The following is a 20,075-nucleotide window of genomic DNA, read 5'->3' on the forward strand; positions in this document are numbered from 1 at the left end:
GGACGACGGCCGCGGGGCATCCTCGCATCCCCACCTGGGAACGGGCTCGGTCGCACCTGTGCGCCCGCCGGGTGGTCGCCCGGCCGGGAGCCGGGACGACGACGCCCGCCCACCCGGAGGGGTGAGCGGGCGTCGCGCCGCGGGTCGCTCAGGCGAGCGTCGCGAGGATCCGGTTGAGCGTGCCCGAGGGCCGCATGACGGCGTCGACCTTCGCCGGGTCGGGGCGGTAGTAGCCGCCGATGTCGGCCGGCGAGCCCTGCACGGCGAGCAGCTCGTCGACGATCGTCTGCTCGTTCGCGGTGAGCTCCTCGGCGACCGGCGCGAACACCGAGGCCAGCTCGGCGTCGTCGGTCTGGCGCGCCAGCTCCTGCGCCCAGTAGAGCGCGAGGTAGAAGTGGCTGCCCCGGTTGTCGATGCCACCCACGCGGCGCGTCGGCGACTTGTTCTCCTCGAGCAGCGTGCCGGTGGCGCGGTCGAGCGTGTCGGCCAGCACCTGCGCGCGCGGGTTGTCGGTCGTCTGCGCGAGGTGCTCGAGGCTGACCGCGAGCGCGAGGAACTCACCGAGGCTGTCCCAGCGCAGGTAGTTCTCGCGGACCAGCTGCTGCACGTGCTTGGGCGCCGAGCCGCCGGCCCCGGTCTCGAACAGGCCGCCGCCGTTCATGAGCGGCACGATCGAGAGCATCTTGGCGCTGGTGCCCAGCTCCAGGATCGGGAACAGGTCGGTCAGGTAGTCGCGCAGCACGTTGCCGGTGACCGAGATCGTGTCCTCGCCGCGGCGGATCCGCTCGAGCGAGAACCGGATGGCGTCGACGGGGGCCATGATCTCGATCTGCAGGCCCTCCAGCTGCTCAGGGTCGTGCTGCGACAGCTCCTCGCGGACCTTGGCGATGAGCTGGGCGTCGTGCGCGCGGTCGGCGTCGAGCCAGAACACGGCGGGCGCGCCGGTCGCGCGAGCTCGCGTGACGGCGAGCTTGACCCAGTCGCGGATCGGGGCGTCCTTGGTCTGGCAGGCGCGCCAGATGTCGCCGGCCCGGACCTCGTGCTCGAGCAGCACCGTGCCGCTGGAGTCGACGACGCGCACGACGCCGTCGGCGGCGATCTCGAACGTCTTGTCGTGGCTGCCGTACTCCTCGGCCTTCTGCGCCATCAGGCCGACGTTGGGCACCGAGCCCATCGTGGCCGGGTCGTAGGCGCCGTTGGCGCGGCAGTCGTCGATGACGACCTGGTAGATGCCCGCGTAGGAGGAGTCGGGCAGCACGGCGAGCGTGTCGGCCTCCTGGCCGTCCGGGCCCCACATGTGACCCGAGGTGCGGATCATCGCCGGCATCGAGGCGTCGACGATGACGTCGGAGGGCACGTGCAGGTTGGTGATGCCGCGGTCGGAGTCGACCATCGCGAGCTCGGGGCCCTCGGCGATGCCCTGCGCGATCGCGGCGGCGATCTCCTCGCCCTGCGGGTGGTTCTCCAGCCCGGCGAGGATCGCGCCGAGGCCGTCGTTGGGGGACAGGCCCGCCTCGGCGAGGGCCTCGCCGTAGGTCTCGAAGACCTGCGGCAGGAAGGCGCGCACGACATGGCCGAAGATGATCGGGTCGCTGACCTTCATCATCGTGGCCTTGAGGTGCACCGAGAACAGCACGCCCTCGGCCTTGGCGCGCTGCACCTGCTCGGCGAGGAACGCGCGGAGCGCGGCGACGTCCATGACGGTGGCGTCGACGACCTCGCCCGCGAGCACCGGCAGCGCGTCCTTGAGCACCGTGGTGGTGCCGTCGGCGGCGGTGTGCTCGATGCGCAGCGTGTCGTCGGCGCCGAGGACGACCGACTTCTCGTTGTGGCGGAAGTCGTGCGCGTCCATCGTGGCGACGTTGGTCTTGGAGTCCGGCGACCACTCACCCATCGAGTGCGGGTGCTTGCGGGCGTAGGCCTTGACCGAGGCGGGGGCGCGGCGGTCGGAGTTGCCCTCGCGCAGCACCGGGTTGACGGCGGAGCCCTTGACCTTGTCGTAGGCCTCGCGGACGGCCCTGTCCTCGTCGGTGACGACCTCGTCCGGGTAGTCGGGCAGCGCGTAGCCGAGCGCCTGCAGCTCCGCGATCGCTGCCTTGAGCTGGGGGATCGACGCCGAGATGTTCGGCAGCTTGATGATGTTCGCCTCGGGCGTCTTCGCGAGCTCGCCGAGCTCGGCGAGCGCGTCCGGGATCCGCTGCTCCGGCGTCAGCGCGTCCGGGAACGCCGCGAGGATGCGGCCGGCCAGCGAGATGTCGCGGGTCTCGACGCGCACGCCCGCCTGCGCGGTGAAGGTCTTCACGATCGGCAGCAGCGACGCCGTCGCCAGTGCCGGCGCCTCGTCCGTGTACGTGTAGATGATCGTCTGCTCGGGCACCGGGTCTCCGTTCGGCATGGGGAATGTCTCGATATCAAGATAAAGGACGTGGCTGGTCAGCCTCCCATCCTGCCGCCTCCCGGCCCGCCCTGTCCCCGCGGCTCCGAGGTATTCGGGTCACACCCGCGGCCCCCGTGCCTGCGGTGCCGCGCCCAGCGGCTCGGCGGGGTGGCGGGTGGTGGCAGGATGGACGCCGGTAACACCACGCCATCGACGGCTCCTGCCGCGCGCACCGGGCCGAGAATCGGGACATCGAACGCATGAGCACCACCCCCGTCACCGTGACCGTCACCGGAGCAGCCGGCCAGATCGGCTACGCGCTGCTGTTCCGCATCGCCTCCGGCCAGCTGCTCGGCCCCGACGTGCCCGTCCGCCTGCGGCTGCTGGAGATCCCGCAGGCGGTCAAGGCGGCCGAGGGCACCGCGATGGAGCTCGACGACTGCGCGTTCCCGCTGCTCGCCGGCATCGACATCGCCGACAACCCGACGGACGGCTTCCGCGACGCCAACATCGCGCTGCTCGTCGGCGCGCGGCCGCGCGGCGCGGGCATGGAGCGCGCCGACCTGCTCGAGGCCAACGGCGGCATCTTCAAGCCGCAGGGCGAGGCGATCAACGCCGTCGCCGCCGACGACATCCGGGTGCTGGTGGTCGGCAACCCCGCCAACACCAACGCGCTCATCGCCCAGCAGCACGCGCCCGACGTGCCGGCCGAGCGGTTCACCGCCATGACCCGCCTCGACCACAACCGCGCGCTCAGCCAGCTCGCCGCGAAGACCGGCACCCCGGTGAGCGAGATCAAGCGGCTCACGATCTGGGGCAACCACTCGGCCAGCCAGTACCCCGACATCTTCCACGCCACGGTCGCGGGCAAGCCCGCCGTCGAGGTCGTCGACGACCAGGAGTGGCTGGAGAACACCTTCATCCCGACCGTCGCCAAGCGCGGCGCCGCGATCATCGAGGCGCGCGGTGCGTCGTCGGCCGCCTCGGCCGCGAACGCGGCGATCGACCACGTCCACGACTGGGTCAACGGCACCCCGGAGGGCGACTGGACCTCGGTGGCGCTGCCGTCGGACGGCTCCTACGGCGTGCCGGAGGGCCTGATCTCCTCGTTCCCGGCCCGCTCGGTCGACGGGCGCTGGGAGATCGTCCAGGGCCTGGAGATCGACGAGTTCTCGCGCAGCCGCATCGACGCCTCGGTCGCCGAGCTCGGCGAGGAGCGCGACGCCGTCCGCCAGCTCGGCCTCATCTGACCTCGACGGCGGTCGCCCGACCGCCGAGCGCGCAGCCGGTCCCGCCTCGTGCGGGGCCGGCTGTCGTGCGTCGTGGCTAGTACGGCAGCGGCGTGAGGTCCGCCAGCTGCTCGCGGACCTTGGCGCGGAGCACCTTGCCGAGCATCGAGCGCGGCAGCTCGTCGACGACGTAGACCTCGCGCGGCACCTTGTAGCCGGCCAGGCGCTCCTTGCACCACGCGTGCAGCTCGGCGTGACCGATCGTGGCGCCCTCGTCGAGCAGCACCGCCGCGGTGACCCGCTCGCCCCCGCTGCCGTCCGGCATGCCCACGACGGCGGCGTCGGCGATGTCGGGGTGCGTCACCAGCACCTGCTCGACCTCGGTGGGGGAGACGTTGAAGCCACCGGTGATGATCAGCTCCTTGACGCGGTCGACGATCCTCGTGAAGCCGTCGGCGTCGACCGTCACGACGTCGCCGGTGCGCAGCCAGCCGTCCGGCGTCAGGGTCTTGCGGGTCTCCTCCTCGTTGTGCCAGTACCCGCGGAACACCTGCGGTCCCTTGACCAGCAGCTCGCCGGGCTCGCCCTGCGGCACCTCACGGTCCGGGTCGTCGGGGTCGACGACCTTCATGAGCGTGCTCGGGAACGGCACCCCGATCGTCCCCGGGCGCCGCGACGGCGCGAACGGGTTGCCGAGGCACACCGGCGAGGCCTCCGTCATGCCGTAGCCCTCGACGAGCAGGCCGCCGGAGACCGACTCCCACAGCTCGACGGTCGACGTCGGCAGCGCCATCGCGCCGGAGATGCAGAACCGCGCCGAGCGCAGGCTGATGCCGCGCTCCTTCGCCCGCCGGGCGGTCGCCTCGTAGATCGGCGGCACCGCGCAGTAGACCGTGGGCGGGTGCTTCCGGGCGGCGTCGAGCACCATGTCGACGTCGAAGGAGGGGAACAGCACGATCCGGCCCTGCTTGAGCACGCCGAACGTCATGAACAGCGTCATGCCGAACGCGTGGAACATCGGCAGCACCGCGTAGAACACCTCGCGACGCACCTCGGCGCCGTGCATCCACGCCTCGCCCTGGCGGGCGTTGGCGTAGAGGTTGGCGTGCGTGAGCATCGCGCCCTTGGGGCGGCCGGTGGTGCCGGAGGTGTACTGGATGACGGCGAGGTCGTCGACGGCGGGGCGCGGGTGGGCCGGGTCGATCGGCGGCGACTGCAGCAGCTCCTCCCAGGCCATCGTGCCCGGCGCGGGCTGGGTGAGCTTGCTGCGCAGCGCCCGCAGCCGCGGCAGCGGCAGCCGCAGCGCGAGCTGCTTGGCCCGCGGGAACGCCGTGAGGAGGTTGACCGAGACGATGCGGTCGAGCTCGATGTCCGACGGCTGCTCGCGCAGCTTCGCGACCGCCGCGTCCCAGGCGATGACCACGCGCGCGCCGTGGTCCTCGAACATGTGCCGCAGCTCGCGTGCGGTGTACAGCGGGTTGTGCTCGACGACGACCGCGCCGAGCCGCAGCACGGCGTAGAACGCCACGATGTGCTGCGGGCAGTTCGGCAGCACGAGCGCCACCCGGTCGCCAGCGCGGACGCCGAGCTCGCGCAGGCCGGCGGCCGCGCGCGCGATCTGGTCGCCGAGCTCGGCGTAGCTGGTCTCGCGCCCGAAGAACTCGGTGGCGACAGCGGAGCCGGCCTCGGCCACCGAGCGCTCGTACAGCTCGACGAGCGACTCGGTGGGCAGCTCGATCCGCGCCGGGACGCCCGGCTGGTAGTGACGAGTCCAGGGCGGCGGTGCGTCGGTCACGACCGCATCATCCCAGGACGCGATGGGCAGCGCTGCCCGTCGCCGCGCGGACGCCGGCCGTCGCCTCAGCGTTACGGTGGCCGAGTGACTCAGCGATTCAACCCGCCCCCGGGGTGGGACGTCCCGCCCGGCTTCGCCCCGACCGCCGACTGGCAGCCCGACCCGTCGTGGCCGCCGGCGCCGCAGGGCTGGCAGTTCTGGGTCGACGACGCGGCCGCGCAGCCCGTCCCGCCGCCGGGCGCCGGCCCCTACGGGTCCGCGCAGACGCCGTACGGCGCCGCCGCCGACGCGCCCCCGGGCGCGTACGGGTCGACGGCGCCCGGGTCCGCGCAGGCGGCGATCGCCGAGGCCCGGTACGCCGGCGCCCGCAGGTCGACGTTCGTCGGGGCGGGCATCTTCGTCCTCGGCGTCGTCATCAACGTCTGGAGCCTCGGCAGCGGCGGCCGCGGCACGCTGTGGTGGGGCATCCTGCTCGTCGGTCTCCTCGTCTTCGTGCGCGGTCTCATCGACATGAACCGTGCGAAGAAGGAGATGGCCGTCACTCAGGGGCCGTTCGGCTTCGGCGCGCCCGCGCCCGGTGCGGTCGACGGCTCCGCCGGCTACGGCACGCCGGCTCCGGGCTACGGCGCCGCGCCCAGCGGCCCGTCGGTGAGCGGTCAGCCCTACGGCACCCCTCCCGGCCCGGTGCCGCCCGGCCCGGCCGCCGGCGGCCCCACGGCCGGCGACGCCCCGCGCGGCGTCACCCCGCCCGGGCAGAACCCGCCCGGCCTCTGACACCACGCCGTCCCGACGCCCGGTCACCCACGAGGTGGCCGGGCGTCGTGCCGTCCGGGCTGGACCAGGTGCGATGGATCAGGCGCGACCCCGGTGGCGGACGCCGTCGACGCGCAGGCTCAGCGGAACACCACGGTGCGGTGGCCGTCGAGCAGCACCCGGTGCTCGGCGTGCCAGCGCACGGCGCGCGCGAGCACCTGCCGCTCGACGTCCTGGCCGATCGCGACCAGCTCGTCGACGCCGTCGGCGTGGCTGACGCGCTGCACGTCCTGCTCGATGATCGGGCCCTCGTCCAGCGACGCCGTCGCGTAGTGCGCCGTCGCGCCGATGAGCTTCACGCCGCGGTCGTGCGCCTGCGCGTAGGGTCGCGCGCCCTTGAACGACGGCAGGAACGAGTGGTGGATGTTGATGACCCGGCCCGCCAGCCGCGTGCAGGCGTCGTCGGACAGGATCTGCATGTACCGGGCGAGCACCACCAGCTCGACGTCCAGCTCGTCGACGAGCTCGAGCAGCCGTGCCTCCGCGGCCGGCTTCGTCTCGCGCGTCACCGGCACGTGGTGGAACGGGACGCCGTAGAACTGGGCGATCGGCTCGAGGTCGGTGTGGTTGGAGACGATCGCGACGACGTCGATCGGCAGCCGGCCCGAGCGCTGCCGGAACAGCAGGTCGGTGAGGCAGTGCGCGGTCTTCGACACCATGACGATCGTGCGCACCGGGCGACCGACCTCGTCGAGCCGCCACGTCATCTCGAACTCCGCGGCCACCGGCTCGATCGCGGCCTCCAGATCGGCGCGCGACGCCGCCGTCTCGACCTGCACCCGCATGAAGAACAGCCCGGTGCCGGGGTCGCCGAACTGCTGCGACTCGGTGATGTTGCCGCCCAGTCCCGCGAGCGCACCGCTGACGCCGTGCACGATGCCCGGCCGGTCCGGGCAGGACAGGGTGAGCACCCAGTGCGTGGGCGCGTGCGTGTCGGTCTCGGGGGACGGGGTCGCTGTCACACGGGCGAGGGTAGCGATCCCGAGCACCGGTCTGACGCGCCGGGGGTTCCGCTCGCACCGGCGGCGGCGGTCGGGATGGAAGGATGGAGGCATGGCCGACCCAGAGGTGAGGATCGACGTCGTCGAGGACGCCGACGCCGGCGAGCTGCTCACGGTGCGCCGCGCGGCGTTCGTCACCGAGGCGCAGCTCTACGACGACCCGCACATCCCCGCGCTCACGCAGACCCTCGACGAGCTCCGCGAGGACCTGGCGCGGGCCGACGTCGTCACGCTCGGCGCGTGGATCGGCACCCGCATGGTCGGCTCGGTCCGCGTCGGGCTCGAGGAGGACCGCGCGCTGCTCGGCCGGCTCGCCGTCGTCCCGGACCTGCAGGGGCAGGGCATCGGCACCCAGCTGCTGATGGCGGTGCTCACCTACCTGCCCGAGGACACCAAGGAGGTCTGGGTCTTCACCGGCCAGGACTCCAAGCAGAACCTCAGCCTCTACGCCAAGCACGGCTTCGAGCACCAGTACGACCAGAACGCCGGCGACCTCACCTACGCCTACCTGCGCAAGATCCTCGGCGAGGCCGAGATGGCCGAGGCCGAGGGCGCCGAGGGCGCCGAGGGCGCCGAGGGCGACGAGCAGGCCGCCGACGGCGAGCCGCACCCCACCCAGCAGGGCTGATCCGGCCGCGCCCCGCCGTCGGGCGTGGCGGGTGCCCCACGGGGAGCGGTAGGCTCGACGACGTCGCGACTGGCGAAGGTGGGGCACCACCGGGGAGCGACGGGAGAAGCCAGACCTGAGGTCGCCCGCCTGGGCCGAGGGTCGCACCGGAACCCGCACCCAGCCTCACGGAGGAACGCCATGAGTGAGTCCGTCGCCAACGCCCCGCTCGCCGAGCTCGACCCGGAGATCGCCGCCGTCCTCGAGGGCGAGCTGACCCGACAGCGCGACACGCTGGAGATGATCGCCAGCGAGAACTTCGTGCCGCGCGCCGTCCTGCAGGCGCAGGGCAGCGTGCTCACCAACAAGTACGCCGAGGGCTACCCCGGCAAGCGCTACTACGGCGGCTGCGAGCAGGTCGACATCGCCGAGAACCTCGCGATCGCGCGCGCCAAGTCGCTGTTCGGCGCCGACTACGCCAACGTCCAGCCGCACTCCGGCGCCACCGCCAACGCGGCCGTGCTGCACGCGATGGCCAAGCCCGGCGACCGCATCCTCGGGCTGTCGCTGGCCCACGGCGGCCACCTCACGCACGGCATGAAGATCAACTTCTCCGGCAAGCTCTATGAGGTCCACGCCTACGGCGTCGACGAGCAGAGCCACCGGATCGAGTACGACGCGCTGCGCGCCGCCGCGATCGCCGCGCAGCCGCGGGTGATCATCGCCGGCTGGTCGGCCTACCCGCGGCAGCTCGACTTCGAGGCGTTCCGCTCGATCGCCGACGAGGTCGGCGCGCTGCTGTGGACCGACATGGCGCACTTCGCCGGTCTGGTCGCCGCCGGCCTGCACCCCAACCCGGTGCCGCACTCCGACGTCGTCTCCACCACCGTGCACAAGACGCTCGGTGGCCCGCGCTCGGGCCTGCTGCTCTCGCGCGACGCCGAGACCTGGGGCAAGAAGCTCGACTCCGCGGTGTTCCCCGGCCAGCAGGGCGGCCCGCTCATGCACGTGGTCGCCGCCAAGGCGGTCGCGCTCAAGGTCGCCGCGGGCGAGGAGTTCAAGGACCGGCAGGAGCGCACGCTGCGCGGCGCCCGCATCATCGCCGAGCGGCTCACCGACCCTGCGGTGCGCGAGGCGGGAGTCTCGGTGCTCACCGGCGGCACCGACGTGCACCTGGTGCTGGTGGACCTGCGCCACTCCCAGCTCGACGGCCAGCAGGCCGAGGACCTCCTCCACGACGCCGGCATCACCGTCAACCGCAACGCGGTGCCGTTCGACCCGCGCCCGCCGCGGGTCACCTCCGGTCTGCGGATCGGCACCCCGGCGCTCGCGACCCGCGGCTTCGGCGACGCCGAGTTCGCCGAGGTCGCCGACATCATCGCCGGCGTGCTGCGCGACGGCACCGGCGCCGACCTCGACGCCGCCCGCGCCCGCGTCAAGGCGCTCACCGAGGCGTTCCCGCTCTACCCGGGGCTGCAGCAGTGACGGCCCGCATGCTGCCGGGCAAGCCCGTCGCCGAGGAGGTGCTGTCCGGCCTCGGGCCGCGGATCGAGGCCCTGACGGCGGCCGGGCACCAGCCAGGTCTCGGCACGATCCTCGTCGGCGACGACTCCGCCAGCGCGGGCTACATCCGCATGAAGCAGGAGAAGGCGGCCGAGCTCGGGCTGACCTCGCCGCACATCCACCTGCCCCAGGACGCGACCCAGGCCGACGTCGTCGCCGCGATCCGCGAGATGAACGACGCCGACGACGTCGACGGGGTGCTGATCCAGCACCCGACGCCGCCCCAGATCGACTTCGACGCCGCGCTGCTCGAGCTCGACCCGGACAAGGACGTCGACGGCCTGCACCCGGTCAACATGGGCCGGCTGGCGCTCGGCATGCCCGGGCCGGTGCCGTGCACCCCGGCCGGTATCGAGGCGCTGCTCGCGCACTACGAGATCCCGGTCGCCGGGCGCGAGGTGTGCATCCTCGGCCGCGGCACCACGCTCGGCCGTCCGCTCGCGCTGCTGCTGTCGCAGAAGCGCCCGACGGCGAACGCGGCCGTCACCGTCGTGCACACCGGGGTGCCGAACTGGGACGACTACACCCGCCGGGCGGAGATCGTCATCGCGGCCGCGGGCGTCCCCGGCATCCTGCAGCCGGAGCACCTGACGCCCGGCGTCACCGTGGTCGGCGGGGGAGTGCGCTACGAGGGCCGGCGGCTGCTGCCCGACGTGGACGAGCGGTGCGAGGAGGTCGCGGGAGCGATCACGCCGCGCGTCGGCGGCGTCGGCCCCACGACGATCGCGATGCTGTTCAAGAACGCCGTCGACGCCGCGGAGCGCCGGGCCGGTCTCTGACCACCGGGTCGGGGCACTCGGGGACCTCGTCGCGGTCCTCGAGCGCCCCGACCCGGTGTGGATCGGGCGTCAGCCGGATCAGCGCGTGCACCTAGTCGGTGATGCTCCTGATCGTCTCCTCGGCGGCGAAGACGAGCTCCTCGGCCTGGGCCTCCGGGATCTTGGTGCCGCTGAAGGCGTTGACCTGGTTGATGAACGCGCCCAGCACGTTGCTGGCCGCGCCCGTGCTGCCGGTCGCGATCAAGCGCTCGGCAGTGCTCAGCTTGACGGTCAGAGCCTTCTTGTTGCCCGTGTTGAGGTCGAGATCAGCGACGAGGTCGTACAGATCGTCGATGCGGTTCCGGTACTCGACGGTCACCGTGGCGACTGCCTTCTCGACGACCCCGTCGATGGTGCCCTCCACCGTGAAGACGCCGGGGCCGGCGACGCCGTAGGCGGCGGGGTCGATGGCATCCCAGACCACGGAACGCTCCTCGGAGACGACACCGGTGGCGTTGTGGTTCACGTCCACCGTGACGGTCTCGGGGAGCTCCGGAGCCACGCCGGCAACCGTGTCCACCGCGACCTCCTCGATGCCCCTGATCCTGCTGATGCCGAAGAACCAGTCGAAGACCGTTCCGCGTGTGTCGTGGACGTACTCGTTGTACGCCACCAGCCACGAGGAGTGACCGTCGAACGTCCACCCGTTGTACGGGTACTCGTAGAGGGTGACCTCAGGCAGGATCGTCAGCTCGTAGTCGGTCAGGTACTCGCCCCAGGTGTTGAACCGGTCGAGGACGCCGTCGTAGGCGAAGTCCTGCTCGTCGACCCATTCCCAGAGCGGCATGTGATCGACGGCGTCGACGAGCTCTGCGGTCTGCGGGCCCGTGCCTGCGCCGTAGAAGGCGGCGGCGACGTACTCCGGGTAGGCGGACACGAAGGCCCACGTGGAGGACGACCCCATGGAGAAGCCGGTCATGTAGATGCGGTTCGGGTCGACCTTGCCCTCGGCGATCCAGCGGTCGATGACGCCCTTGACGGCGGCGATGTCGGTCTGGAAACCAGGGGTGCGGGGCACCAGGACGTGCGTGGGGAACTCGGCCTGGTTCTCGGGCTCGGCCCACACGGTGCCACCGTTGCTGAACCTGGCGGGGTTGTAGTTGTCCCCACCCTGTCCGCCACCGTGGAAGTAGACGACGAGGGGCAACGGCTCGTCGACCTCGTCGTTGAGGAAGTAGGCGTACTCCATCCCCTCGGGGCTCGTGGCGTACTGGTACTGGTCCAGCACCGGGCTCACGACGCCGGTCTGCTCGAACGCGGTGGGTGTGATCGTCGAGCCGTCGACGGTGGTGATCGGGTCGCCCTTGTAGGTCACGGTGTACTGAGCCTCGAGATAGAAGCCGCTGTCACCGGTGGTGCCGCCGTCGCCCCATCCGACGTGTGCGAAGTCCAGCACGATGTACCGTCCCTCGTCGGCGGGGAAACCCCAGTCCTCGACCTCGCTGAGGTACACGTCGGTGACCTCTCGGGGGCCGTCGTAGGCGACGACGTCCGGGTCGACCATCCTGGTGGACACCACGTGCACGTCGAAGTCCTCCGCGGACAACGACGCGTCGTTCACCACTGCTCCTGCATCGATGATGACCGCGGCGACGCGCTCCTCGAATGCGAAGTTCTCGTTCCTCAGAATGAAGGGAAGGGTGGTGCCCTCCTCTGCTGCAGCCGAGATGGCAGACAGGTTGATCGCCAGCAGTGCGCCGACGACGGAGAGCACTCCGAGTCTCTTCTTGAACATGCCAAGCTCCTCCTGATGGGTAAGGGTCAGCGTGGATCTCGTCGAACTCGTCACCAAGAGATGTCGATGAGCCCCCTTCCTCGTCGCAGGGGTCGCGCATGCTGACGCCAGCACCCGGGGTGATGAAGGGACGCTGACGACGGCATCCGGAGTGGCCGGCTCTGGAAGCCCCCTCGCTTCGGCCACTGCGCCACACGCTAACGCAACGGCTGTCTCGTCGCAGGGAGTCTGGGCGGAAAAGTTCTGGAGCGCAACAAATCAGTGCCCACCCCGTCGGGGCGGGCTGCACAGCCCGCCCCACCCTCCACTTTCACCGCACTATGGAACAGACCCCGGTGTCACCGCACTGTCGACCACCCCGCAGTCTCGCCGCACCGTGGATCGAGCGATGTCGTCGCCGTCGGCCCTGGCCCTGCCGCGTGCGTCGAGCGGATCGGCGAGGTGGCGAGGCGTGCTGCCGGATGAGTCCGGGCTGGCAGAAGCCGCGGCGACACGGGACCGCGGCACGACGTGCGGTGAAGACGGCAGCGGCAAGGAGTGCGGTGAAACCGTGGGGTGTTGCAAAGTGCGGTGAAACCGTGGGGTGTTGCAAAGTGCGGTGAAACCGGGGGCGGGGGTCAGGGAGCGGTGCGGGTGCCGGCCTCGGTGGCCACGCGCTGGAGCGTGGCGACGTAGTCCGCCCACCACCGCCGCTCGACGTCGGGGAGGTTGGACAGGCCGTCGCGCAGACCGGTGGCGCCGTCGAGCGTCTCGCGGACGATGTCGGCGTGGCCCGCGTGGCGGGCGAGCTCGACGCCGACGTGCACCAGCACCTGCCCGAGCGTCACCTCCTCCCTCCCGCGCCACCACGGCACCCGGCCGGGGGCGTCGAGGTCGAGCGCGTCGATCGTCGCGTCGGCGTGCTCCCAGACCCGGTGGGCCAGCGCGGTGATCGAGCCGATCGACTCCTCCGGCGTCGCCCACATGTCGGCGTTCGGCTCGGCGTCGTCCTCGGTCCAGGGCAGCGGCTCCGGGAACGGCCGCCCGAAGACGAACCCGAAGTAGCCGGCCTCCACGCCCGCGGCGTGCTTGAGCAGGCCGAGCAGATTCGTGCCGGTCGGGGTCACCGGCCACCGCGCGTCCCGCTCGCCGAGGCCGTCCAGCTTCCACAGCAGCGCCTCCCGCTGGCGGCGCAGGTAGCCGTGCAGGTGCTGCTTCACCACGGCCGCCCCGTCGTCGTCGCGGACCCAGAGCTCTCCGGCGTCGGTCGCATCGTTCGATCGTGACACGAACCACACGACCGATCCATCCCGCTGTCACGACACGGCGTCGGGACATGGAGGACACTTGAGCGGTGACGACCTCCGAGACAGACCCCCAGCACCGCGCCGGTGAGCCCCGGCGCCGCGGCCTCCTCCGAGGCGTCCTCGTCGGGCTCGCGCTGCTGGTCTGGCTCGCCTTCGGTGCCTTCGGCGGCATGGCGCAGGGCACGCTCTCGCAGGTCCAGGAGAACGACGCCGCCGCGTTCCTGCCCGAGAGCGCGGAGTCGACGCGCGCCGCCGAGCTGGCCCGCGAGTTCACCGAGTCCGAGACGCTGCCCGCGCTGGTCGTCGTCACCTCCGACGACGGCGGCGCGCTCACCGAGGAGCAGATCGGCGCCGGTCAGGCCTTCGCCGAGGAGATCGGTGCGCTCGAGCTGCCCGACGGCAGCGAGCTGGGCTCGGTCCTCGAGGGCTCGGTCGTCGCGGTGCCGTCCGAGGACGGCGAGGCGCTCCTGATCCCCGTCCCGATCGACGCCGCGCAGGCCGACGTGCTGCTCGGCGACGACGAGGAGCGGGTGACGGTCGCCGTCGTCGAGGCGATCCGCGACCAGGCGCCGGACACGCTCACCGACGCCGGGCTCACCGCCTGGGTGACCGGGCCCGCCGGCTTCGTCGCCGACCTGGTCTCCGCGTTCGGCGGCATCGACGGCATCCTGCTCGCCGTCGCGCTCGTCGTCGTGCTGGTCATCCTCGTCATCGTCTACCGCTCGCCGCTGCTGCCGTTCGCCGTCATCCTCACCTCGGTGTTCGCGCTGTGCCTGGCGGCGCTCGTCGTCAAGCCGCTCGCCGGCAACGGCGTGCTGCAGCTCAACGGCCAGAGCCAGGGCATCCTGTCGATCCTCGTCATCGGCGCCGCCACCGACTACGCGCTGCTGCTGGTCGCCCGCTACCGCGAGGAGCTCACCCGGCACCGTCACCCCGCGGGCGCGATGCGGGTGGCGTGGCGTGCGTCGCTCGAGCCGATCGCCGCCAGCGCCGGCACGGTCATCGCCGGCCTGCTGTGCCTCATGCTCTCCGACCTCGGCTCCAACGCGAGCCTCGGACCGGTCGCCGCCATCGGCATCGTCGCCAGCTTCCTCGCCGCGCTGACGTTGCTGCCGGCGATCCTGCTGGTCGCCGGCCGCCGCAGCCGCGGCATCTTCTGGCCGCGGGTGCCTCGCTTCGTCGAGGCCGGCCACGAGGCCGACGACGCCAGCCTCGGCCTGTGGGAGCGCGTCGCGAACGGCGTCACCCGCCACCCGCGCCGCGTCTGGGTCGTCACCGCGCTCGGGCTGGTCGCGCTCGCGGCCTTCGTGCCGACGCTGCGCGCCGAGGGCACAGGCGAGGCCGACGTGTTCCGCGGCGAGGTCGAGGCCGTCGTGGGCGAGGAGGTGCTGTCGGAGCACTTCGACGTCGGCCAGGTCGAGCCGATCCAGGTCGTCGTCGCCGAGGGCTCCGCCGACGCGATCGTCGACGCCGCCGAGGGGGTCGACGGCGTGGCCTCGGCCGCCGTCTACACCGGTGAGTCGGCAGGGGGTCCGCCGAGCGACGAGCCGCAGGAGCCGGTCGTCGTCGACGGCCACGTGCTCGTGCAGGTCGTCACCGAGGTGAGCGCCGAGAGCCAGGAGGCGACCGGGATCGCGCAGGACGTGCGCGACGCGGTCCACGACGTCGACGCCGACGCCCTCGTCGGCGGTGCCGCGGCCGAGCGGCTCGACACCCAGCTGACCGCACGGCAGGACCTCGTGACGATCATCCCGGTCGTGCTGCTGGTCATCTTCGTCATGCTGGTGCTGCTGCTGCGGGCGGTGCTGGCCCCGCTGCTGCTGCTGGTCGCCAACGTGCTCTCCTTCGGCGCCACCATGGGTCTGGCCGCGCTCGTGTTCAACCACGTGCTCGACCTGCCGGGCGCCGACGCGACCGTGCCGCTGTACGGCTTCGTGTTCCTCGTCGCGCTGGGCATCGACTACTCGATCTTCCTCATGACCCGGGTCCGGGAGGAGTCGGTGCGGCACGGCACCCGCGAGGGCGTGCGCGTCGGTCTCGCGGTCACCGGCGGCGTCATCACCTCCGCCGGGCTGGTGCTCGCGGCGACGTTCAGCGCCCTGGTCGTGATCCCCCTGCTGTTCCTGCTGCAGATCGCGTTCATCGTGGCGGCGGGCGTGCTGATCGACACCTTCGTCGTCCGCACGCTGCTGGTGCCGGGCCTCGTGCACGACATCGGCCGGCCGGTCTGGTGGCCCTGGGCCCGCCGGGTCCCGAAGGACGACGAGGTCTCGCCCGCCGGCGAGGTCGAGCAGCCCGCTCCGACGGCCTAGGCTCCTCGCATGCTCGACCGCCGTACGCGTGTCATCGACGCCGCGATCGCCATCGTCGGCGAGAGCGGCACCCGTGAGCTCACGCACCGCTCCATCGACCGCCGCCTCGGCATCCCCGAGGGCAGCACGTCGAACTACTTCCGCACCCGCGGGGCGCTGCTCGACGCCGTCGTGGACCGGCTCGCCGAGCTCGACCGGGCCACGCTCACAGACATCCACGGCGGCTTCGAGAACCTCGACGACGCCGCCCTCGCGCGCGGGATCGCCGAGTACGCGGTGCGGTTGTGCCGCAGCGGCCGGATCACCCGCACCCGCGCCCGCCTGGTGCTGACGCTCACCTACCCGGAGCGCCTCGGGGGCGTGCTGCAGGACTGGGTGCGGCTCGGCGTCGAGAACCTGGGCGAGCACGGCAGCCGGGACCCCGAGGAGGTCACCAAGGCGTTGCTGGCCTACACCGACGGCACCATGCTGCAGGCCATCGTCAGCTCCGGCGGCAAGGGCACCGAGCTCGACCGCGAGCGGATCGCCGCCACCGTCCTGCTGCTGCTGCGCGGGTGACGCGGCTGGTCGTCGCCACCGTCAACGTCAACGGGGTGCGCGCGGCGGTGCGCCGCGGCATGGGTGACTGGCTCGCCGAGGCGAGCCCCGACGTCGTGCTCCTGCAGGAGGTACGCGCCGAGACCGACGTGCTCGAGCAGCGGCTCGGCGAGGGCTGGCACGTCGTGCACCACGAGGCGCCCGCGAAGGGACGTGCGGGCGTCGCGGTCGCGGCGCGGGTGCCGATCACCGCAGTGCGCATGGGCCTCGACGGCGTCGCACCCGAGAGCGCGGGCCGGTGGGTCGAGGCGGACCTCGAGACCCCGGTCGGGCCGGTGACCGCGATCTCGGTGTACGTGCACACCGCGACCGCCGGCACGCCGTCGATGGACCTCAAGCTCGCCTTCCTGGAGCGGATGGGGGAGCGGCTCGCCGAGCTGACCGGCACCGCCGCCCTGCTCGGTGGCGACCTCAACGTCGCGCACGACCACCGCGACATCAAGAACTGGAAGGGCAACCGCGGCAAGTCCGGGTTCCTGCCGGAGGAGCAGGCCCACCTCACCCGCTGGCGCGACCTCGGCTGGGTCGACGCCGGGCGCACGCACGCGGGCGACGTCGACGGCCCGTACACGTGGTGGTCGTGGCGCGGCCGGGCCTACGACAACGACGCCGGGTGGCGCATCGACTACCTGTGGTGCACGCCGGCGCTCGCCGGGCTGGTGCACGACGTCGTCGTCGACCGGGCGCCGAGCTACGACACCCGGTTCTCCGACCACGCGCCGCTGCGCATGGTCCTCGAGCGCCCGGGCTGACCGGGCTCGCGTCAGGCGACGCGTCCGGCGCGGTCGGCAGCGGTGGCCACGAGGAACGCCGGGGCGCCCAGACCGGCGTCGGCGAACGCGCGCTCGACGGCGTCGATCACCTGCGGGGCCGAGCCCGCCGGGACGAGCGCGATCGCGGAGCCGCCGAAGCCGCCGCCGGTCATGCGCGCACCGAGCGCGCCGGCGTCGCGGGCTGCGGCGACGGCGACGTCGAGCTCGGTGCAGCTGACCTCGTAGTCGTCGCGCAGCGACGTGTGCGAGGCGTCCATGACCGGGCCGACGTCGCTCACCCGGCCGTCGCGCAGCAGCGCGACGAACGCGCGCACGCGTGCGATCTCGGTGACGACGTGACGGACCCGGGCGCGCGAGACGTCGTCGTCGAGGTCGGCGAGCGCGGCGTCGAGGCGCTCGGGCTCGATCTCGCGCAGCGTCGCCACGCCCAGCCGGGCCGCCGCCGCCTCGCAGGTGGCACGGCGCTGGGCGTACTGCCCGTCGACCAGGGCGTGCGGGGCGCGGGTGTCGACGACGAGCAGCTCGAGCCCGGCGGCGGCGAGGTCGAACGGCTCGTGCTCGACGGCACCGTCGCGGCAGTCGAGCAGCAGCGCGTGACCGGCGCGGGCGCGCAACGACGCCGCCTGGTCCATGCCACCGGTGCTCGCGCCCGCGATCTCGTTCTCGGCCCGCACGCACGCCTCGGCGATCGCTGCGCGACCCTCGTCGGTGTCCGCCGCCGGTCCGTGCCAGTGGTCGGCCAGCTCGGCGAGCGCCACCGCCACGCTGCCCTCGAGCGCGGCCGAGGAGCTCAGGCCCGAGCCGTAGGGCACGCAGGACTCGATCGCGGCGTCGAACCCGGTGACCGGCTGACCGTGCTCGCCCAGCGCCCACGCCACGCCCGCCACGTACGACGCCCAGCCCTGCACCGTGCCGGGACCGACGTCGTCGAGCGATCCCTCCCACGGGATCGACTCGCGGCCGGAGATCAGCCGCACACGGCGGTCCCCACGGCGGCGGACCGCCGCGAACGTGCGGTGCGGCAGCGCGATCGGCAGCGCGAGGCCGCCGTTGTAGTCGGTGTGCTCGCCGATGAGGTTGACGCGCCCCGGGGCGGCCCACACGCCGTCGGGCTGCTCGCCGAAGGCCGCCACGAAGGCGGCCGTGGCGCGCGCGACACCCTGCTGGTCCGACCACGCCTCCTGGACGGGGGTGGACGAGGACGTGGTGCTGTCGTCGGTCACGGGCTGCTCCTGACGCGGCGTGGGCGGACGGCTGTCGGGTGCCATTCTCCCGGCTGCCGCGGGAGGTGCGCGCCCGCGTCCACGGGTCGGGTCGGTGCCGGGGCGTCGGCCGCGGGCGCCGAGACCGGGCAGACTAGGGGGATGCACCTCGTCGTGACCAGCCAGGACTCGGCTCGATGAGGGTTCCACCGAGGGTCGGGGACCAGATCCGGGTCGGCGTCGCGATCCCGATCCCGCCGCCCTACGCCGAGTCGTTGACACGCGCCCGCATCGAGGCGGGCGACCCCGAGGCGCTCGCGATCGCGCCGCACGTCACCCTGCTGGGCCCGACGGCGATCGAGCCGGGCGCCCTCGACGCGGTCCGCGAGCACCTGCGCCAGGTGGCGGCCGACCACCCGCCGTTCGTCATCGAGCTCGCGGGCACCGACTCCTTCCGGCCGGTCTCGCCCGTCGTGTTCGTCGCCGTCACCGAGGGCGGCGACGCCTGCGAGCGGCTCCACCACGCCGTCAACGCCGGCGCCCTCGCCCAGCAGGTGCGGTTCCCGTACCACCCGCACGTGACGATCGCCCACGACCTCGACGACGACCGGCTCGACGCCGCCAGCGCCTCACGAGCCGACTTCCAGGCCCGCTTCCCGGTGGCCAGGTTCGTCCTCTACGAATACGGTGAGGACGGTATCTGGCGCGACGTCGAGGTGTTCCGACTGGTCGCCGACCGCTGAGGGGGGAGCCGCCGATGGCCGAGGGCACGGACGCCGACGGCACCGACGGCAACGACGGCACCGACGGCACCGCACCACAGGGCCGGCTGGCACGGCTGCTGGCGTGGTGGAAGCAGACCAGGGTCGCCCGCGCGCTCGGGCGGTACGGCGCCGCCAACGGGGCGTTGCTGACCGGTGGCATCGCGTACTCGGCGCTGTTCTCGATCTTCGCCGCGCTCGTCGTCGGCCTCTCGATCTTCATGGCGGTGCTCGGCAGCGACGAGCAGCTGCGGCAGGCGGTCCTCGACGCGCTCGACTCCGCGCTGCCCGGCATCGTCGACACCGGTGACGGCGGTCTCGTCTCGCTCGACAGCCTCCAGTTCTCGCCGGGCGCCTCGATCGTGACGGCGGTCGTCGGCTTCCTCGTGCTGCTCAACGCCGCGACGTCGGTGATGGCGGCCCTGCGCACCGGGATCCGGGCGATGTTCGGCATCGTGGCACCGGGCGAGAACATCCTCGTCGCGAAGCTGCGCGACCTCGCGGGCTTCCTGGCGCTGGCCCTCGCCGTCGTGCTGACGGCAGCGCTCGGCATCGCGGTCGGGGCCGCGGGCTCGGCGGTGGCCGGGCTCGTGGGGCTGGCCGACGCGCCGGTGACGCAGGTGCTGCTGCGGGTGCTGGGGCACCTGGTCGCGCTCGCCGTCGACCTCGCGGTCGTCGTCGTGCTGGTGCGCGGCCTCGGCGGCGCGCGGCCGCCGCGGCGCGACCTGCTGATCGGGTCGCTGGTCGTCGCGGTCGGCGCCGGCGTGATCCGGTTCCTCGGCACCACGATCGTGGGCTCGGTCTCCGACAACCCGCTGCTCGCGCCGTTCGCCGCGATCGTCACCCTGCTGCTCTGGGTCAACCTCGTCGTGCGGGTGCTGCTGATGGCGTGCGCCTGGACGGCGAACCCGCCGGCGGTGCCCGAGATCGGGCCGGACGACGTCACGCACGTTGACGAGACCCCCAACTTCGTGACGGAGTCCGATCCGGGCACGCTCGCGTGGGAGCACGACCCGCAGACCGGGCGGCTGCAGCCCGAGCGGCCCGAGCCCGAGCCGGAGCGCCCGCCCTACTGGGGCGGTCTGATCGGCTGGGTGCGTCGCAAGTGGCGCGGGTTCCGCGACGCCTGATCGCCGTCGGCGCGTGCACGTCCGACGCCTGCTGTGGACGGCGCGAGCGAGCAAGGCCTGCGGCGCGTCACGATGA

16 protein-coding genes and 1 riboswitch are annotated in these 20,075 nt (G+C 72.7%); of the genes, 10 read left to right on the forward strand and 6 right to left on the reverse strand.

The genetic code is table 11. From position 1 onward, the window contains the following. Window positions 1–148: 148 nt before the first annotated feature. A complete protein-coding gene (locus GPA02_RS03085; RefSeq protein ID WP_156198433.1) occupies window positions 149–2,377 on the reverse strand; it encodes an NADP-dependent isocitrate dehydrogenase in 2,229 nt (742 codons plus the stop codon). Window positions 2,378–2,637: 260 nt separating this feature from the next. Here GPA02_RS03085 and GPA02_RS03090 point away from each other — a divergent pair, with 260 nt between their 5' ends. After that, window positions 2,638–3,627 carry a malate dehydrogenase gene (locus tag GPA02_RS03090; protein WP_156198378.1) on the forward strand — a complete coding sequence of 330 codons (990 nt, stop codon included), beginning with the start codon at window positions 2,638–2,640 and terminating at the stop codon, window positions 3,625–3,627. A 76-nt stretch (window positions 3,628–3,703) separates the two neighbouring features. Here the strand turns inward: GPA02_RS03090 and GPA02_RS03095 are convergent, their stop codons facing one another. Beyond that, window positions 3,704–5,401 carry a long-chain-fatty-acid--CoA ligase gene (locus GPA02_RS03095; protein WP_240133839.1) on the reverse strand — a complete coding sequence of 566 codons (1,698 nt, stop codon included), beginning with the start codon at window positions 5,399–5,401 and terminating at the stop codon, window positions 3,704–3,706. A gap of 84 nt (window positions 5,402–5,485) precedes the next feature. On the opposite strand from GPA02_RS03095, the gene GPA02_RS18785 reads away from it, so the two are divergent. Then, window positions 5,486–6,175 carry a hypothetical protein gene (locus tag GPA02_RS18785; RefSeq protein WP_162457672.1) on the forward strand — a complete coding sequence of 230 codons (690 nt, stop codon included), beginning with the start codon at window positions 5,486–5,488 and terminating at the stop codon, window positions 6,173–6,175. A 119-nt stretch (window positions 6,176–6,294) separates the two neighbouring features. Here GPA02_RS18785 and purU read toward each other — a convergent pair whose 3' ends face one another. Further along, window positions 6,295–7,176 carry a formyltetrahydrofolate deformylase gene (purU, locus tag GPA02_RS03100; protein WP_240133840.1) on the reverse strand — a complete coding sequence of 294 codons (882 nt, stop codon included), beginning with the start codon at window positions 7,174–7,176 and terminating at the stop codon, window positions 6,295–6,297. A 91-nt stretch (window positions 7,177–7,267) separates the two neighbouring features. Here purU and GPA02_RS03105 point away from each other — a divergent pair, with 91 nt between their 5' ends. The 3 genes from GPA02_RS03105 (at window position 7,268) to GPA02_RS03115 (ending at window position 10,164) form a co-directional block, all read left to right on the forward strand. After that, complete coding sequence (locus GPA02_RS03105; RefSeq protein ID WP_240133841.1) at window positions 7,268–7,843, forward strand: GNAT family N-acetyltransferase; 576 nt, start codon at window positions 7,268–7,270, stop codon at window positions 7,841–7,843. A 55-nt stretch (window positions 7,844–7,898) separates the two neighbouring features. Then, a riboswitch (ZMP/ZTP riboswitch) is annotated at window positions 7,899–7,985 on the forward strand. A 38-nt stretch (window positions 7,986–8,023) separates the two neighbouring features. Continuing rightward, a complete protein-coding gene (gene glyA / locus GPA02_RS03110) occupies window positions 8,024–9,307 on the forward strand; it encodes a serine hydroxymethyltransferase (RefSeq protein WP_156198380.1) in 1,284 nt (427 codons plus the stop codon). Next, a complete protein-coding gene (locus tag GPA02_RS03115) occupies window positions 9,304–10,164 on the forward strand; it encodes a bifunctional 5,10-methylenetetrahydrofolate dehydrogenase/5,10-methenyltetrahydrofolate cyclohydrolase (RefSeq protein WP_204986480.1) in 861 nt (286 codons plus the stop codon). Before glyA ends, GPA02_RS03115 begins: the two co-directional genes overlap by 4 nt. Window positions 10,165–10,255: 91 nt before the next feature. Here GPA02_RS03115 and GPA02_RS03120 read toward each other — a convergent pair whose 3' ends face one another. Next, window positions 10,256–11,992, reverse strand: coding sequence for an Ig-like domain-containing protein (locus tag GPA02_RS03120; RefSeq protein WP_204986481.1), 1,737 nt, complete (start codon window positions 11,990–11,992; stop codon window positions 10,256–10,258). Between the two features lie 563 nt (window positions 11,993–12,555). After that, window positions 12,556–13,206, reverse strand: a complete 651-nt coding sequence (locus tag GPA02_RS03125; RefSeq protein ID WP_420809346.1) for a DinB family protein — start codon at window positions 13,204–13,206, stop codon at window positions 12,556–12,558. A 65-nt stretch (window positions 13,207–13,271) separates the two neighbouring features. On the opposite strand from GPA02_RS03125, the gene GPA02_RS03130 reads away from it, so the two are divergent. From GPA02_RS03130 to GPA02_RS03140, 3 genes are read left to right on the forward strand one after another with little or no spacing between them, the layout of a single operon-like run. Beyond that, window positions 13,272–15,536, forward strand: a complete 2,265-nt coding sequence (locus GPA02_RS03130; protein WP_420809347.1) for an MMPL family transporter — start codon at window positions 13,272–13,274, stop codon at window positions 15,534–15,536. Between the two features lie 9 nt (window positions 15,537–15,545). Beyond that, entirely contained in the window at window positions 15,546–16,094 is a 549-nt protein-coding gene (locus GPA02_RS03135; protein ID WP_156198383.1) for a TetR/AcrR family transcriptional regulator, read from the forward strand. Next, window positions 16,091–16,885 (forward strand): exodeoxyribonuclease III, encoded by a 795-nt coding sequence (locus GPA02_RS03140; protein WP_156198384.1) that lies wholly within the window; start codon window positions 16,091–16,093, stop codon window positions 16,883–16,885. Before GPA02_RS03135 ends, GPA02_RS03140 begins: the two co-directional genes overlap by 4 nt. Window positions 16,886–16,896: 11 nt before the next feature. On the opposite strand, the gene galK is transcribed toward GPA02_RS03140, so the two are convergent. Then, entirely contained in the window at window positions 16,897–18,129 is a 1,233-nt protein-coding gene (gene galK / locus GPA02_RS03145) for a galactokinase (protein ID WP_240133842.1), read from the reverse strand. A gap of 176 nt (window positions 18,130–18,305) precedes the next feature. Between galK and GPA02_RS03150 the strand changes: the two genes are divergently transcribed. Then, on the forward strand, window positions 18,306–18,851 hold the full coding sequence (locus GPA02_RS03150) for a 2'-5' RNA ligase family protein (RefSeq protein WP_156198386.1): 546 nt from the start codon (window positions 18,306–18,308) through the stop codon (window positions 18,849–18,851). 14 nt (window positions 18,852–18,865) lie between these two features. Then, on the forward strand, window positions 18,866–19,999 hold the full coding sequence (locus tag GPA02_RS03155; RefSeq protein ID WP_156198387.1) for a YihY/virulence factor BrkB family protein: 1,134 nt from the start codon (window positions 18,866–18,868) through the stop codon (window positions 19,997–19,999). The last annotated feature ends 76 nt before the right edge of the window (window positions 20,000–20,075 follow it).

The sequence above is a fragment of the Actinotalea caeni genome (genome assembly GCF_009733795.1).
Taxonomy (GTDB): domain Bacteria; phylum Actinomycetota; class Actinomycetes; order Actinomycetales; family Beutenbergiaceae; genus Pseudactinotalea; species Pseudactinotalea caeni.

What these genes read in the sequence shown, in the direction of transcription:
- GPA02_RS03155 (WP_156198387.1), top strand. Translation starts at nt 18,866, where the DNA reads ATGGCCGAGGGCACGGACGCCGACGGCACCGACGGCAACGACGGCACC.
- glyA (WP_156198380.1), top strand. Translation starts at nt 8,024, where the DNA reads ATGAGTGAGTCCGTCGCCAACGCCCCGCTCGCCGAGCTCGACCCGGAG.
- GPA02_RS03090 (WP_156198378.1), top strand. Translation starts at nt 2,638, where the DNA reads ATGAGCACCACCCCCGTCACCGTGACCGTCACCGGAGCAGCCGGCCAG.
- GPA02_RS03135 (WP_156198383.1), top strand. Translation starts at nt 15,546, where the DNA reads ATGCTCGACCGCCGTACGCGTGTCATCGACGCCGCGATCGCCATCGTC.
- GPA02_RS03105 (WP_240133841.1), top strand. Translation starts at nt 7,268, where the DNA reads ATGGCCGACCCAGAGGTGAGGATCGACGTCGTCGAGGACGCCGACGCC.
- GPA02_RS03150 (WP_156198386.1), top strand. Translation starts at nt 18,306, where the DNA reads ATGAGGGTTCCACCGAGGGTCGGGGACCAGATCCGGGTCGGCGTCGCG.